Source organism: Bacillus sp. 01N45 (assembly GCF_056399205.1).
Window position 1 is genome coordinate 14378 of record NZ_JBFTQW010000005.1, and the last position, 15162, is coordinate 29539.

19 protein-coding genes and 1 pseudogene are annotated in these 15162 nt (G+C 34.5%); 4 read left to right on the plus strand and 16 right to left on the minus strand.

All coding sequences use genetic code 11. From position 1 onward, the window contains the following. Positions 1 to 8 precede the first annotated feature (8 nt). Complete coding sequence (locus AC1DMU_RS12970; protein WP_088063191.1) at positions 9 to 188, minus strand: hypothetical protein; 180 nt, start codon at positions 186 to 188, stop codon at positions 9 to 11. 71 nt (positions 189 to 259) lie between these two features. Continuing rightward, complete coding sequence (locus AC1DMU_RS12975; protein ID WP_078186931.1) at positions 260 to 802, minus strand: site-specific integrase; 543 nt, start codon at positions 800 to 802, stop codon at positions 260 to 262. Between the two features lie 461 nt (positions 803 to 1263). Here AC1DMU_RS12975 and AC1DMU_RS12980 point away from each other — a divergent pair, with 461 nt between their 5' ends. Next, a complete protein-coding gene (locus AC1DMU_RS12980; protein ID WP_061139386.1) occupies positions 1264 to 1470 on the plus strand; it encodes a hypothetical protein in 207 nt (68 codons plus the stop codon). Positions 1471 to 1596: 126 nt separating this feature from the next. Here AC1DMU_RS12980 and AC1DMU_RS12985 read toward each other — a convergent pair. Further along, positions 1597 to 1728 (minus strand): annotated as a pseudogene (locus AC1DMU_RS12985) (DNA translocase FtsK); the annotation flags it as partial. 445 nt (positions 1729 to 2173) lie between these two features. Continuing rightward, positions 2174 to 2392 (minus strand): hypothetical protein, encoded by a 219-nt coding sequence (locus tag AC1DMU_RS12990; RefSeq protein WP_000930974.1) that lies wholly within the window; start codon positions 2390 to 2392, stop codon positions 2174 to 2176. 444 nt (positions 2393 to 2836) lie between these two features. Here AC1DMU_RS12990 and AC1DMU_RS12995 point away from each other — a divergent pair, with 444 nt between their 5' ends. After that, positions 2837 to 3463, plus strand: coding sequence for a hypothetical protein (locus AC1DMU_RS12995; protein WP_000069270.1), 627 nt, complete (start codon positions 2837 to 2839; stop codon positions 3461 to 3463). A gap of 254 nt (positions 3464 to 3717) precedes the next feature. Here the strand turns inward: AC1DMU_RS12995 and AC1DMU_RS13000 are convergent, their stop codons facing one another. Genes AC1DMU_RS13000 through AC1DMU_RS13010 form a run of 3 tightly spaced genes read right to left on the minus strand, consistent with a single transcriptional unit; the run spans position 3718 to position 4939 of the window. Further along, positions 3718 to 4260, minus strand: coding sequence for a site-specific integrase (locus AC1DMU_RS13000; RefSeq protein ID WP_476941514.1), 543 nt, complete (start codon positions 4258 to 4260; stop codon positions 3718 to 3720). Further along, a complete protein-coding gene (locus AC1DMU_RS13005; protein WP_088063190.1) occupies positions 4260 to 4742 on the minus strand; it encodes an ArpU family phage packaging/lysis transcriptional regulator in 483 nt (160 codons plus the stop codon). Before AC1DMU_RS13005 ends, AC1DMU_RS13000 begins: the two co-directional genes overlap by 1 nt. A gap of 26 nt (positions 4743 to 4768) precedes the next feature. Continuing rightward, positions 4769 to 4939: a hypothetical protein gene (locus AC1DMU_RS13010; RefSeq protein WP_088063189.1), complete on the minus strand. Its 171-nt coding sequence runs from the start codon at positions 4937 to 4939 to the stop codon at positions 4769 to 4771. A gap of 1792 nt (positions 4940 to 6731) precedes the next feature. Here AC1DMU_RS13010 and AC1DMU_RS13015 point away from each other — a divergent pair. Continuing rightward, positions 6732 to 8057, plus strand: a complete 1326-nt coding sequence (locus AC1DMU_RS13015; protein ID WP_088063188.1) for a BclA C-terminal domain-containing protein — start codon at positions 6732 to 6734, stop codon at positions 8055 to 8057. Positions 8058 to 9176: 1119 nt separating this feature from the next. Beyond that, complete coding sequence (locus tag AC1DMU_RS13020) at positions 9177 to 9746, plus strand: cupin domain-containing protein (RefSeq protein WP_431144249.1); 570 nt, start codon at positions 9177 to 9179, stop codon at positions 9744 to 9746. An 864-nt stretch (positions 9747 to 10610) separates the two neighbouring features. Here AC1DMU_RS13020 and AC1DMU_RS13025 read toward each other — a convergent pair. The 9 genes from AC1DMU_RS13025 to AC1DMU_RS13065 all read right to left on the minus strand — a co-directional run bounded on the left by AC1DMU_RS13025 (position 10611) and on the right by AC1DMU_RS13065 (position 15085). Further along, complete coding sequence (locus AC1DMU_RS13025) at positions 10611 to 10997, minus strand: hypothetical protein (protein ID WP_000360785.1); 387 nt, start codon at positions 10995 to 10997, stop codon at positions 10611 to 10613. A gap of 522 nt (positions 10998 to 11519) precedes the next feature. Further along, positions 11520 to 11711, minus strand: a complete 192-nt coding sequence (locus AC1DMU_RS13030) for a DUF3954 domain-containing protein (protein ID WP_000511363.1) — start codon at positions 11709 to 11711, stop codon at positions 11520 to 11522. A gap of 71 nt (positions 11712 to 11782) precedes the next feature. Then, positions 11783 to 12145, minus strand: a complete 363-nt coding sequence (locus tag AC1DMU_RS13035; RefSeq protein WP_088063186.1) for a cell division protein SepF — start codon at positions 12143 to 12145, stop codon at positions 11783 to 11785. Between the two features lie 10 nt (positions 12146 to 12155). Beyond that, positions 12156 to 13139: a DnaD domain-containing protein gene (locus AC1DMU_RS13040; protein WP_088063185.1), complete on the minus strand. Its 984-nt coding sequence runs from the start codon at positions 13137 to 13139 to the stop codon at positions 12156 to 12158. A gap of 117 nt (positions 13140 to 13256) precedes the next feature. Beyond that, positions 13257 to 13541 carry a hypothetical protein gene (locus tag AC1DMU_RS13045; RefSeq protein ID WP_431144250.1) on the minus strand — a complete coding sequence of 95 codons (285 nt, stop codon included), beginning with the start codon at positions 13539 to 13541 and terminating at the stop codon, positions 13257 to 13259. Between the two features lie 177 nt (positions 13542 to 13718). Then, a complete protein-coding gene (locus tag AC1DMU_RS13050) occupies positions 13719 to 13940 on the minus strand; it encodes an RNA polymerase subunit sigma (RefSeq protein WP_086392335.1) in 222 nt (73 codons plus the stop codon). A 30-nt stretch (positions 13941 to 13970) separates the two neighbouring features. Then, positions 13971 to 14486 (minus strand): helix-turn-helix domain-containing protein, encoded by a 516-nt coding sequence (locus AC1DMU_RS13055; RefSeq protein ID WP_431144251.1) that lies wholly within the window; start codon positions 14484 to 14486, stop codon positions 13971 to 13973. Positions 14487 to 14553: 67 nt separating this feature from the next. After that, positions 14554 to 14853 carry a DNA-binding protein gene (locus AC1DMU_RS13060; protein ID WP_431144252.1) on the minus strand — a complete coding sequence of 100 codons (300 nt, stop codon included), beginning with the start codon at positions 14851 to 14853 and terminating at the stop codon, positions 14554 to 14556. Positions 14854 to 14866: 13 nt separating this feature from the next. Then, positions 14867 to 15085: a helix-turn-helix transcriptional regulator gene (locus AC1DMU_RS13065; RefSeq protein WP_016081859.1), complete on the minus strand. Its 219-nt coding sequence runs from the start codon at positions 15083 to 15085 to the stop codon at positions 14867 to 14869. Positions 15086 to 15162 lie beyond the last annotated feature (77 nt).

Consider the following 15162-nt stretch of genomic DNA (forward strand, 5'->3'; position numbering starts at 1 on the left):
CTGCCCCCTTATCCAATTGTTTGCACTTCCTTCTCTAAACACTCAATGCATATATGAGCATTATCCGTATTTGCTTCACGGATATATGTTTTATCAAAATGAGTAATAGTTAATGGCATTTTTAATGTCCACATGCAGGGTTCATTACAAACAGAGCATGTAGGAACGTTTATAGTTTCATCTTCCATTTACACCACCTCACGTTAATTGCTTTACAAAATAAAAAAGCAGCGTAATCGCTACTTTTGTGGTTTCTAATTTATAAACTGAAATCTTCTAATGATTTATCTATCTCATCTTGTTGGATTCCTATATAACGTAATGTAATCGATGGAGCAGAATGATTAAAGATTGTTTGTAGCATTACTACATCTTTTGTCTTCTGATAATAATGATAGCCAAAAGTTTTTCTAAGAGTATGCGTTCCAATTTCATCAAGCCCTACTTTTTCAGCAGCAGCGTTCATAATTCGATAAGCTTGAATTCTCGTGATTGGTTTTCCTGTCTTTTTAGAAGCAAATAAGCAATCTGTTTCATTCATTCCACTTACATACTCATTTATTTTTTCTCTTAACGCTGTATTGATAATGAAACGTTTCTCTTTCCCGGTCTTCTGTTCTTTAATTACAATGTGAGTTCTTTCTTTCACATCATTTACATGTAACTTTAATAAGTCACTAATTCTTAGACCTGTATTGATTCCCATTTCAAATAAAAACAAATCACGATAAGATTGGCGACGTAAAACCTCTTTCACTTCTTCTAATTTTTTCTTATCTCGAATTGGTTGCACAAACTTCATTCCTTACCCCTCCATACGTTATGTTACATTAGATGTATCTTTATTATACAATATGTTACATAAAATATGGTAGTTATTTTTATAAATAGACAAAAACGTTGATATAACAGCATTTCTCTTCTGAAATCTAATGTAACAAAATATATGATGTGTTACATTAGACTATATTTTCAATCAATTACCATTAAATGGGTTGAGTTGAGTTTGTTTTGTTACTCCTTATCTTTCCTTAACAACAAACAAGGCACCACCCAGATCACGGCAGCGCCTACGATAATTGCTATACACATGTTTGTTCTATCTACATAGTAAAATAAAACACCCATAATGGACACATCATAAGATTAGTAACCCTATTTTCTGTCCGTTGATTATTATGTCTATAGACCTAGATTATGCACATCTATATTCAGTAAGCGCATACCCTATTACATGAATACTACTTTAGGAGTGATTATATTATGAATCCTTTCCCGATGAGGATTGTTGTAGCTCCAGCTTCGACTTGGCAACATTTAATTCACCATCCTTCATATGGTCAATATGGTATGCAACCTGGGCATATCCCCTTTACTCCTACAATTGCGCCTTCTCCTGTAATATACCAATATCATTATATTTTTCCAGCATTGTATTTCCAAGAGTTTCACGGTACATTTAACATCTAATCTAAATAGAAAAATATCCGTTATCTGTACCATTGATGGTCAATTCATGTTATACCTAAAACAGTATTTAAATACGTTTAATGTGTAATTTCTATATAACAAAGAAAAAAGCACCCGTTTTGGATGCTACTCTTTAATTAATACTATTCTTGGTTTACTTCCTTCATACGGACCAATAACTCTATTCTCTTCAAGACGATCAATAATCTTTTCTGCACTAGTATAAGCAACTCTAAATCTACATTGAATCCGAGTTACTTATGCAGCTTGTTAGCTTCTTCTATAATGTTTCCCTGCAATTTCATCACTTAAATGTGTTTCCGTCATATAAATTCTACCTCCCACACAAATAATAAAAAGCGCACGAATGGACGCTTTGATATAAATTATTAATTTGTACTTCAATTACGGTAAATGAAGTTTTATCCTTCTTCCAATCACCTAATATTAAGTATCAATCTATTAATACACTATTAAGTAACTGGAAGAAGAGCAAAAGCTCTCCTTAATAACGGTATCATTCAATCGTTACCATCTGCTGGTTTCGGATTTTATGTGCCATCATTACGAACCGTTTAGAATTTTAAAAACAACATAATGAGTTGTGTTTCCCGCCACTTCCCACAATACAAATATAACACGTTAATTCCAAAATAACCGGCACATTTCCTGCCAAAAAGCGGTCACGACTCTGCCAACTTTTTCATAGTTCAAATTTTTCCACTGCATCTGTTAATTCCACTGATACACCGAAAATACTTTTTTTCATTTCTGTCATTTTCTTTTTTATAATCCACTGTGGATAATTCAATTCTTCTAGAATATTTCTAAAATAAGTTGGATTTAGCTTTAACACATCAGGATTTCTTCCAGTATTCCTTTTGTATCTAATTATTACTTCTAATAGTTCTTCATTTAACATGAATTACAATTACCTCCCCCTTACATTTTATATTTATGTATATACACCATTCAATTCCTTGATACTACCACTTACCCTTATCTTATATTGTGTGTAACTGACCCCTTCGCTGAATCCCTTGGTATCATTGATTTCATTTAACTTTCTCTTTTGAGTTACACAGTACGAAAATTATGAGTAACTGTATAGGGATACCACCAGCATTTTGCAAAACAACCTACACTATACGGAAAAATAAAATAAGCTGCCCATACGGACAGCTTGTTTACATATTTCTCGTTATTGAAAGTTAAATTTTATCAGTTTTTCCTTCTTTGAGTACCTGTATTAATTTTTATAACTTGTTTTTTTAAGTAAGAAAAACCCTTTAGGTTCCCATAAAGGCAATTATGTCCAAACTAACTAATTCCTTTTCTATATAGTATTAAAAAAGGAGGTGAGAAAATGAGTAATAATGAGCATAAATCTTTAAGTAAAAATAAAGTGAAAATAGAATCGGCACATCAAGAGTGTATTGACCGCGCTTATCGTATTCCCATATTTTTAAGTACGACAACGCATTTAAATGACAACCAACAAAGATTTCTAAACCGTCTAATTTTAGAAATTGAGTATGCTTTGCTTTTTCCACGTACATTGCCTTTAAGTGAAAGTTATCCCGAATCCATTTTAACTGATATTCGTCGTCTAGTTTCATCAAGCTATGGAATGTTGGCAGTAAACCTTCGTCGTTTTAAAATTCAAACAGTTGACGTCAATGTAGGACCTCTTCCACCATCAACTCCATTCTGGGTAGGATCAGTTTATTCACAAGTAGAACCTTCAATGGCTTTTCAATTTGGTCTACCCTTATTATTAGTAAGAGAAGAAGATACTGACGTAAATAATGGAATTTGGGCAGGAGGAATTGCCCCACTTAACCTATTTATAGTTTGGCATTCTGAAACTCAAACTGTAGACCAATTCTTTAACACTCCTGAATGGAGATCAGCTTTTGCAAATTGGAGTGCACAAGTAAGAAATGCTTTTTATATTCAGACAGAACCTAAGTTCAAGTACAGTTGTGAATGATAAACTGGCCCTTTAGTTTTCTAAGGAACACATGAATATTCTATACAAAACTAGTTAATATAACGTCCTATTATCGGTAGCAAGGAAAAAGTGGCCCCTTACTCTGACAAGGGAACCTAATCCTGGTGCGGGTTTTCGGGTTCTCGTTTGTTACTGGATTAGTCGAAAACTGTATAAATTTTTGTATGCTCTTTACGTGGGGGTTATCAAAAATGCTGGCAATACCCCTAGATTTAAAAAGAAAAAAGCAATGATTAGATTTTAAACCTAATCATTGCTTTATCCATTGCATCTTGATTTACACCTATATAACGTAATGTGACCTTCTCTGACGAGTGATTGAATATCTCCATGAGTAATGCTATATTTTTCGTTTGCATGTACATATGATACCCGTACGTCTTTCTTAGCGTATGTGTTCCTATTTCATCTAATCCGAACTCTGCTGCGGCTATACTTAATATCTTATATGCCATGCTACGACCAATTGGACGATTCTTCCCTTGTCTACTTTGTAATAAATACTCATTGTCTTCTCTTTCTTCAATAAACCATTTAAGTTCTCTTTTCAGTGCTGCAGTAATTTGTATTCGTTTTTGTTTCCCTGTTTTCTTTTCCCTCATAGATATATGACTGCCTTTGACACCCCCTACTTTTAGTTTCAAAATATCTGAGATTCTAAGACCTGTATTAATACCCATAATGAAGAGAATGTAATTACGTAAGCTTTTTTCCTTAAAGTACTCTTTTAGCTGTTGTATTTGCTCTGGATCACGTATCGGTTGAACAAAATTCATTATTTATTACCTACCGTTTCTTCTGTCTCGTAAACTTCTAATCCAAGTGCAAAAGCAAGTTTATAAAACGCTTTGGACTTCCAACGTCGATAAGTACGCTCTGACATCCCTATTTCGTTATAAACCATGTAATCACATACGTCCTCTTCTTCTAAATAGCGTTTATAAATAATATCTCTTTGAATGCTTCCTGCACGTCCGTTCCCTAATCGATTTAAAAATTGATCTATACGTAATGATATTCTTTCAAGCCACTCTTCTCGTTTGCTTTGTTGAATGTTTGCTATTGCAACATCTTCTAACGGTTTACCAACTGCATGTGTAGGACCGTGCTCACGCATTTCATAAGAAGGAGTGACCTTCATTTCTTTACGCATCATCCCGAATTGTCTATATATACGTACACTTTCCAACAAGCCTTCTAATTCCTCTTGTGTTGCCGTTCTATCGATTTTTGGTAAGAAAGATAAATGTTTAGTCATGTAAGACCACTCCTTTTTATTTTTTATTACTTTTGTCTTAACGCTCCACGTCTACGTTCATAGCAAGGTCTATGTATCCCCATTAAATCTTCAATTTCACGAGTACTAAATTTCTCTTTTCCTTTTTTCTTATTTTTCTTTTTCGATTGGTTCGATTGCTTTTTCCATTCACGTAATTGATCTTTTAATACCTTCATTCCCCACATCCCCTTTCAAAAATAAAGAGGACACCAAATCTTAAAACAGCTTTATCGCTGCTCTAAAAATTGGTGTCCTCTAGTTTTCTAGCCGGACTATATTCTGTTTTCAAGCCCATTTCTCTCTCCCCATGAATAAAACTCAACATTCTGTTTATATTAAAACTACATCTAGAGACACATCCCTGTTTAGAGCGGCTAGCTTTTGTTAGCTGCTCTTTTATTTATGACCAAATGAAACTTTTTAACCGAATTACTTTCATATAACATTTCCAATCTTGCTTACACTATAACTGTAACTTTAAGTTACACAACTATTACTTGTAGGGCCTAATTTTCTTTTGTGTAACAAGTGGTTAGCTCATAAAGTTAACCACTTTGTTACGTTAAATATTTTTTATTTCTCAATACTTAACATCTGGAATTAAGTCTCATTTGTTGGTACTATACTGTTGACATTGATTTTCCTCATATGCAATTTTTGTAAAGGGCCTGTTCTCTCACATCAGGCCCTTTTTGAATTTCACCTTCACTACAAAAGGATTATTTTGTTTAAATCTTCCTTAAATCTTATTGTTACTTCTTAATACACAAACGAATTCCTGTATAATACAATTTATTAATTAATAGGAGTGCTAAATATGCCTGATACATTAAGAATCATTATTTATATCATTGTAGTAGTTGGTGCATCCGCTACTTTGATAAAAGAGTTTAAAAAGCCTCAAAAAAATATCTTTTTGATTTCGTTCAATTTTTTGATTTTCATAGGGTTTACATATTTGTTAACAAAGAAATTGATGTAATTTACATAGTAAATAATCACTTTCTCCCTTGGAGTACCGAGCAGTTAACTTTTGCTAGCTGCTCTTTTTTATTTAAATTTCATTGTCACTCCTAATACGGCATTTTCATATGTTATTTTGTAGCCGCATCTTTTCAGTTGTGAGCTCATTCATTTTATTTCTTAAAAACCTTCATGAAGTATCATGCACTATACACTCTGAGGAAGAGCACTGTTCGAAGGTGCTCTTTTTTCGTAATGGAGCAGTTAGCTTTTACTAGCTGCTCTTTTTGCCGTACAAGTTCCTATTTGCTTTAAAATGAATAAACTATCTTGAACCTTACTTTTCATCCATTCACTGGTTCATGACTTACAAACATAACCCCAATACATGGAATGTTTTTATGCGAGCACTCTGGAACAAGTGCTCGTTTTACTTTGGTGTTTTTATACAAAATGAAATTTTTGTTTAGTTTTCTTTCCTGCATAATATTTCGATATCCGTTTATACTATAGTTGTATCCTATGCTACTTCTAAAAGCGTACAATGGAGCAGTTAGCTACTTCAGCTAGCTGCTTTGTTGTGCCAAATAATTTTTTATTTCTCAACAACCATTATTGGAATTAAAATCCCAATAATGTTAATATGAAAGTAACTTTCAGTCAAAATTATTAACATGTCAAGTGTTGTTCCCTTTTAAAAGGTCCTGTGTCAACCAGGGCCTTTTAAACTTGTTCCCTACTAAAATAGCTTTTTTTCAAATACTTCACGCCCATGAAAAAATTACATTTGGTATTACGTACTCTTTTACACTAAGAGCTTTGATCCGAAGAGCACTTATATATAATATAGTGCTCTTTTTGGTATGGAATGTGAAATAAAGGCTTGCTCTTAAAACCTTTTATGTAATTATTGTGGGGGGGTCCTTACACCAGTGTGTCTGTTTACTCATAAGTTGTTAAAGTATAAATATAAATTGTTAGTTAATTTATAAGGGAGGTGTAAACATGAGTAAATTTAAAAAGAATTGTCACATACCCTTTCCATGTTCCTTTCCTTTACCTCAAATAGGGCCTACTGGAATAACTGGAGCGACAGGACCTACCGGGATAACCGGAGCAACCGGACCTTCTGGTGGACCTCCGAGACCTACCGGGCCTACTGGTGCTACCGGACCTACTGGAATTCAAGGTAGCCTGGGACCTACTGGGCCTCAAGGTATTTCTGGACCTCAAGGGATTCCTGGGATTTCTGGATCTATTGGTCCAACTGGACCTTCTGGAATTCAAGGTATCCAAGGTATCCAAGGCATTCCTGGCATTCAAGGTCCTATTGGACCCACTGGAATAACAGGGGTCACTGGAATTCAAGGGATTCCTGGCATTCAAGGGATTCCTGGCATTCAAGGGATTCAAGGAATTCCTGGTCCGACCGGCCCTCAAGGGATTCCTGGCATTCCTGGTTCTGTAGGTCCAACTGGACCTTCTGGAGCTGTTGGACCTACCGGCCCTTCCGGGGGACCGCCAGGACCAACGGGCCCGACTGGACCTTCTGGGGGACCACCAGGACCAACCGGAGTGACTGGACCCACTGGACCAACTGGGTCACCAGGACCAACCGGACTTCAAGGGATCCAAGGGATCCAAGGCATTCCTGGCCCCACTGGACCTCAAGGAAGTCAAGGGATTCAGGGGATTCAAGGTAATCCGGGGCCTATTGGTCCTATTGGACCCACTGGAATAACTGGGGCGACTGGAATTCAGGGTATCCAAGGTATTCAAGGTAATCCAGGACTTATTGGACCTATCGGCCCGACTGGCCCAACTGGGCTTCAAGGTATCCAAGGCATCCAAGGCATTCCTGGGCCTACTGGATTACCAGGAACCGCTGGAGCTACCGGACCTACCGGACTTACATTATCTGGGTTATCTCATTATGCTTATGTTTTCAATACAGCAGCTCAAGTTGTTGCCTTAGAAGCACCTATTCTTTTTAATTCACATGGTAGAATGACATCTGGTTTTACTCATACGCTGGGAACTTCTCAATTAATGGTTCTTAATGCAGGAGATTATAAAATTTCTTTTTCTGTATCAGGAGTTGAGCCTAATCAATTCACACTTTTTTTAAATGGTGCTCCGGTTACCAGCGCAGTTTATGGATCAGGCGCAGGGACTCAACCAAACAACGGCCAAACAATCCTCACTTTAGCTGCAGGCGATATTATTACCCTTAATAATCATACTTCYGCTGCTGCRGTTACTTTGCAGACTTTGGCAGGTGGAACACAAACRAATATAAATGCTTCGATTGTAATTGAAAAATTAAATTAATTTAATCATTTATTTCTTGAAACTCTAGCAGTTAATAACCTAGAGTGGATTCTTTTTTTAACAAGCAGTTAGCTTTTGCTAGCTGCTCTTTTAATTAAAATAACGATTTTGTTATATATGTTTTTTCACACTTCATAAGAAAATACATATATTAATATGGGCTGCACATGTATTCATGCTTACAAATTAGGCCTTGTGAGCTGACACCTATTTTCTATTAAAAATCTTGGTCAGAGAGCGCTTTTTAAAGCGCTCTTTATATTTAAATAAAGATTTTATTTAATCTCGCACCTAAATCAAAAACATACATACAATATTATGGGTATTCTTTTTCAACATTAGTTTTAGTCAGAGCGCCTTTCTCTCAAGGCGCTCTTTATTATTTAATGACAGGCTCCATAATTCCATGTAAGGCATACAATATTAAAAATTTACTCGTGAAAATCTGATTACGATTTTTTAGATTTTCTATATCTCATGAAACATTCACCTACCTTACTAAGGGCGCATATAAAAATGCACTCTTTTTATTTGTTGTTAAATAAGGATTTTGTTTTACTTGTACTAGCTATCCGTCCCTTGTATAAATGCACCTTTTTACATACCATATTAAAATCCAAATAATCCTCTTTTAGGACGGTACTAATATGAACAAGACATTAAAATACATTTTAACCTTCTTTTGTGTAGTGTTTTATATTGCCATAATTAGCTGTATTATTTATCTAAACTTTGTTTCAGAGCATTTTATTCCTCCAAGCAAGAAATCTAAGATCGAACATAACCATTTATAATTAGGCATAAGTAACGCTCTACAAGGCATTCTTTAGCTTTAAAATAAGATTTTGTTTAGATTTCATTAACCTTACTGATTCTTTGGCATACAATATTATCACAAGGAATTCCACAGGTTGCTCTGGTCCAGTTACCTTGAATTTCTTGCAGACCTTGTGGGAAGAATCCGTTTATAAAAGACGGGTTCTTTTATTTTTCCTGAAAAAATAAAAACGTTTGATTATATTTTTTATTACTGCCCATTTCCTCTTATTCTGCATTCCTATAAATAGACAACAGCATAGGATAAACAGTAAATGATAAAATCATGAGAGGAGCTTGGATATGCAATATAATCCACATTATTATCAATGTCAAAGCTCAATGGATAGCATCTGGAATAACAATAATTGGATTTACGGTTGGAATCCTTATTATTACAGTTACAACAATAATGCTTGGGACCACAACCGGAATCCTTGTTGTGAAAATGTTAGATTAACAGATTATGGAGCTAGACCATTTGTATTGAATATTAATCAAGCCACCAAACAAAACAATACTTACCGAACCGCTATCTGGACAGGAAAAAACTTACAAGTAACTTTAATGAGTATTAATGTTGGTGATGACATAGGTTTAGAAGTACACCCTACAACCGATCAATTCATACGTATTGAAGAGGGTCAAGGACTCGTTCAAATGGGTGATAACAAAGATAAATTAGATTTTCAAGAAATGGTCTATGATGACTATGCAATTATGATACCTGCTGGAAAATGGCATAATGTAATTAATATGGGGAATAAACCACTTAAAATTTACTCTATATATGCACCTCCAGAACATCCCTATGGTACAGTTCATGAAACAAAAGCGATTGCCATGTCTACTGAAGCAAATCGGTATTACTAATGAGAAAATATCTTAGTCTTAAACAAAATTATTTCTTAAATACTTCAAAACCATAAAAAATTTAAAATAACTCTTAGTCATAGAGCCACTTAAAAACCACTCTTTAATTTTTGAATAAAGATTTTATCTATATCTATTCACTAATCTCATACTCTGACATACAATAATAGTGCCTTTCTATATAATGTGAGTTCGTCACTGTCGTTATAATGAGGTATAAGGAGCGCTCACGATTAGCGCTCTTTTTATTTAAATAAAGATTTTATTTACTTTTGCTAGCTACCCTTCCCTTGTATAAATGCACCTTTTTTACATACCATATTAAAATCCAAATAATCCTCTTTTAGAACGGTACTAATATGAACAAGACATTAAAATACATTTTAATCTTCTTTTGTGCATTGTTTTATATTGTAATTATGGGCTGTATTGTCTATCTAAACTTTGTTTAAGAGTATTTTATTTCCAAGCAAGAAATCTAAGATCAAATATAAACATTTATAATTAGTAGGCATAAGGAGCGCACTACAAGGCACTCTTTAGCTTTAAAATAAGAATTTTGTTAAAAACTTACATACAAATGTTTTTCGTTATATAATTAAATTATCAATATATTAGGAGTGTTAATTATGTCAGAAACAATAATGATTTTGTTATACATTTGTTTCGGATTGAGTGCAGTTTTTAGCTTAATAAAGGAATTGAAAAAGCCACAGAAAAACCAGTTCTTGATTTTAGTTGATTCTCTAATTTTGCTAGGAGCTCTATTCCTAGTAAGTAGCATCTTCATCTAAATTACATAACCAGAACTCTATTAGGAAGCAGTTCAAAAAGTGAACTGCTTTTTTTATTAAATTAACTATTTTATGAAGCTTTTAAATATCCGATTTCCCGTGCATATTCACGCATCTTTTCCATTCCTTCTTCTGACCAACCCCAATGAGTACAGTACAATCCTCCATAACCATTTCTACCGTTCGAATTGTCATTACCAAATATAAAGTCCGTGAAATCTCTGATTAATCCCCACATTGTTCCGCCACCAGAGAAATTATGTTCCTGTTTCTTGTTCATGTAAGAACTTCTTGTCATACGCATCGGAACATTCGTGCCATGATCAATGAACCATAGATTTCTACCATCATGCTTAAAATGTGCTGTTCTATCCTTGTAACGAAAGAACTCCCTCTCATAATCTGCAAGATACTTAATAAGTGAATTCACGATTTCAATGCGTTTTTGTTTGTCCATCTCCCATTCTCCTTTACGAATAATCCTTTTTATATTACACATACTACCTGCAAGCCGACTTCCCACCGGCTTCACTCTTTCAAATCGGAGCTCTCTCCTCCGTATATTTTCAGGACATGGCAGGTAACTTAATCGGTTGCCTGCCGTTTTTGCGTATAATCGTAAATATTCTTGTCTATAATGTTTAGAGAAAACGTCTTATGCCATTTGGAGCAACCTCCAGCACATGATATTTGTACAGCCGTTCCTATAAAGGGGACGGTCTTATTTCATGTTCGTATTCTCTTTTTCGATTAAAATAACGCTTTTGTTCGTTTCAAACTAGTTTACTATTATTTGAATAATCGTAAACATTTACTCAATGTTTTTTCTGAATACTCATGATATTATTTATGTGCTGGTGTTCACCATCCCAAGAACTCAGTAATTTCATCCACAGGCTCCACTCTCATCCTTTTGAGAGTGGAGCCCTTATTTATAAGGGTTATCCTCAATATTTATTTTTATAAAATTCAAATTCGATTATAATAACTGTGTTTTTCGTTCTTCCATACGAATTACTTTTCCACTTTGATATACAAATGATTGTTCACCAAATCCACCTTGGGGTGGTTCTATTAGTTGGACCTGACCATTTTTAACAACATATATTCCGTTTATTTTCAAATCTATTTCAGCTTTCATTTCTACAAGATTTTCTTTAATAATTCCCATTAAGACCACTCCCGTATGTTATGATTATTTTGTCGAAGCAAGTCGGGAGCAATCTCGACTTTTTTATTTTGTTATAGATATTCCACAACATTATCGGGAATAAATGATTGTTCTAATGATAAATAAAGTCGTATTGAAATCGGTTCTTTATTATCTCTCGCAGACTTGCAAAGCTCCTCCGCTTCTTCCCAATCGAACTGCTTATCTTCCACTCGCTTAAATCTCCAAATTCCAATTGTATATTCCTCAAATAATTCATACTGATCATTTGGCGCTGTTGTTGGTTTTAATTCATCAGTAGCTCTTAGTTGCTTTGGTACTTGAACAACTACATCCGTAAAACGAACTTTAGAATTTAATCGATGAATGTGTGCTTTCTCAGTATCGAATACTACTACAGGCTCAACATCAAATATTGTTAACTGCTTTGGCATTACAATCCTCCTAAGCCTCTTTTTTATATTTAGATAACACTTGTTCTAAACGTTTCCGTTCAGCTTCTAATTCGATTTCACTATGCTCTACTGACTGAGGATGTGTTTCCGTATCTTGAGTATGTAACCAATCAGGAACAATTTCTTTTCGAGCATTACTTCTCCCACCACGAGACTGGTATTTCTTACGGAATTGAGCTTGTGCAGCTTCAACATCAGTAATACTCTTATACCCCTTAGCATGCCAATCTCTTAAAATACCTTGTACATAAGACATATTAGGTGCATTCTTTTCTAAAGCTATTTTCATTGCTTTGATAACAAGCTGTGCATTCAAATCTTCAATCCACGCATTAATCCCTTCAGCCACAAATGGTTTAAGAACTCCAAAGTTTTGCTCATAAAATGTTATTGGATTTTCTTCTGCAATTTTTTTATCTCTTGAGCAGCTTGCTGCTTCTTCTTTTGTTTTTGTTTCTTCTTTTTCTTTTTCTTTTGTTTCTGTTTTTGTTTCTTCTTTTTCCTTCATAGGGTCTTCGAAGCCCCTTATAAGCCACTCAAAACGCGCTTGGAAGTATTCCTTAATACGGGGAATTTTAAAATCTTGCTGCTGTTCTAAATCTAAACATGTCTCATAAAAATCAATTAAAAAATCTTCACACTTAATATTCTGGATTTCTTTTAACACACACTTTTCAATATTCATATTTGTAATAGCATTGAATTTAAGCCAATTAATCAACATAATTTCTTTCGTCTTTTTGTTGTAATGAATTTTCCCGTAATCAGCAAACCGCTCTAGCAGCTTCTCAACCGTCTCACGGTTATACCCTGTATCCATTTCTATCACTCGTAATGGAAGCTCATAGATACCACTCTGAGAAGTTTTGCTATTAGTCATTAAGTATAAGTAGAAGTATTTTTCCTCCGGTGTAAGATCTAAAACGAAAGCATCTTGCCAATATGAAACTTGAACAGGTCTATAAACTGCCATATTATTCATCCTCCATTGTTTTACTTGATTTGCTTTGATATACTTAATCCAATTCTATTTTTAGAAAGACTCTCTATAAGAGTCTAAAATCTATCACTCTGCCAAGTGATAGATTTTTTATTTTCTTCGACTAACTACTGATGCATTGATCCCCTGCCCTTGAAGGCTTTTAACAACTACACCATAACTCTTTGATACATCGTGATCCTCTTTTTCATTACGAAGGCTCTTGAATTCTTTTGCGCATCTATTTAATTCCTTCTCCCAATGATTTGCTTCATCTAATGAACCAGCATTGAACATGTTATGAATACATGTCACCATGCAGTTATGTAATTCATTTGCAAAAGCAAAATCCCCTGGTAGAACTAAGTCGAACAGACGATTACATTCTACTTTCATAATTTGCTCCCCATTTTTAATAATTTGATACTGTACGCATCGTTATGACCAGAAAGTATTGTATATGAAAGATTAGAGATAACAAATCCTCCTGGTCATAACGACAAGCACAGCAGCTTGTCGCATTAAATTGTTATATGATATAATTTATCTATTGTCATGATTGGCTATCGCGGGCTATGCGGTAGTCTTTTCTTTTTTATTTTTGTTTTTCAAAACGAACGCTGCTTCTATAATTCGAATTCTTATCTCCATCAACTTCTTCTCTTGCTTTAAGTTTTTTGCTTTCCTATAGTCTCCACAAACTGATGCAATTCGAATATCACCATATAAATTTGCTTCCTTACGAATTAGCGTTTTATATTGATTTAAAGTTGGACTTGCATAATCAATCGTCATAACTTAAACCTCCCCAATAAAATAATTAAATTAAGCTTTTATATACTTCCTAGCTCGTAATGATACTTTCCAGTACTTAAAGACTTCTTTCATTGAAATACCATATTGATCACAGAGGACCGCTACGAGGCTCATCATCGAACCTGTAGCATCCAAGATTTCATGCATTACCTTTTTCAAGTCTTCTTTCTCACCTTCGGACCAAGTTTGTGAAGGCTTAAACCAACATACCGTATCGAGTTGTTTCAAAGCTTCATTTATTTCTTGATTGACCATGTACCTCATGCTTGTAGGATGAAGATCTATTTGATCTCCATTGAAGAAAGGAATACTTACATCCCCTGTTGCTTCACTCCACATCTTAAAAAACAACTGCGGATCATTAATTCCTTCAGTAATGCATTTTCGCAAATCTTCTGGTAAGCGTCGTTGTTCAGTTTCATATTTTGCTAGTGACTCACGACTCACGGGGATTTCTAAGGAGAGTTGTTCTTGGGTGATTCCCTTTCGTTTGCGTGCCATAGCAACTTCTTTTCCTATGGACATCGTTTACTTCCCCCATTCGTACCTAAAGCATTATTTATTTGTGACAACTTACTATGGTAATTTGTTATTAGACGGATTCTTTGAATGGATTGTAATACTCCGTATTGTTTTCTACCCATTCAGTGTGATTCTCCATCCACTTAAAAAGAAGGTGTGTAGGAATAAGAACTCCCGCTTCACGACATACTGGAAAATCAGAACGGTTTAATAGCTCAGATGCTTTGGTGCGTTTAATATGTAACAGGTCCATTAATTCTGTAATAGTTAAAAATGGTGGTAATTCTTTCATTGGTTGAAGATGTTCAGTTGCGTTTTGTACTTCTTCCCGGATAATTTGTCGGAATGATTCGATGTCAAAGTTTATCATGCATATCACCTCGTTACTTAATTTTATGTTCCTCTAAGGAACATAAATTCCCAAAAAAAATTGTCCAATTGAAATTTAAACTCCCACCTATTTTTTTAGCTATTTCTACTGAAGGTGTTTTTCTTCCATTTTCAATGTGAGTGTAATAACTTCTAGATATTTTGCATTTATTTGCAATATCCTCTTGTGTGTAACCTTTTACATATCTAAATTCTTTTAACCATTCTCTCAAGATTATAACCTCCTTGTTACTTTAAAGAACATCTTAACAAGATTATAAGTTACCCAAAGGAACAAATCAACAAAAAA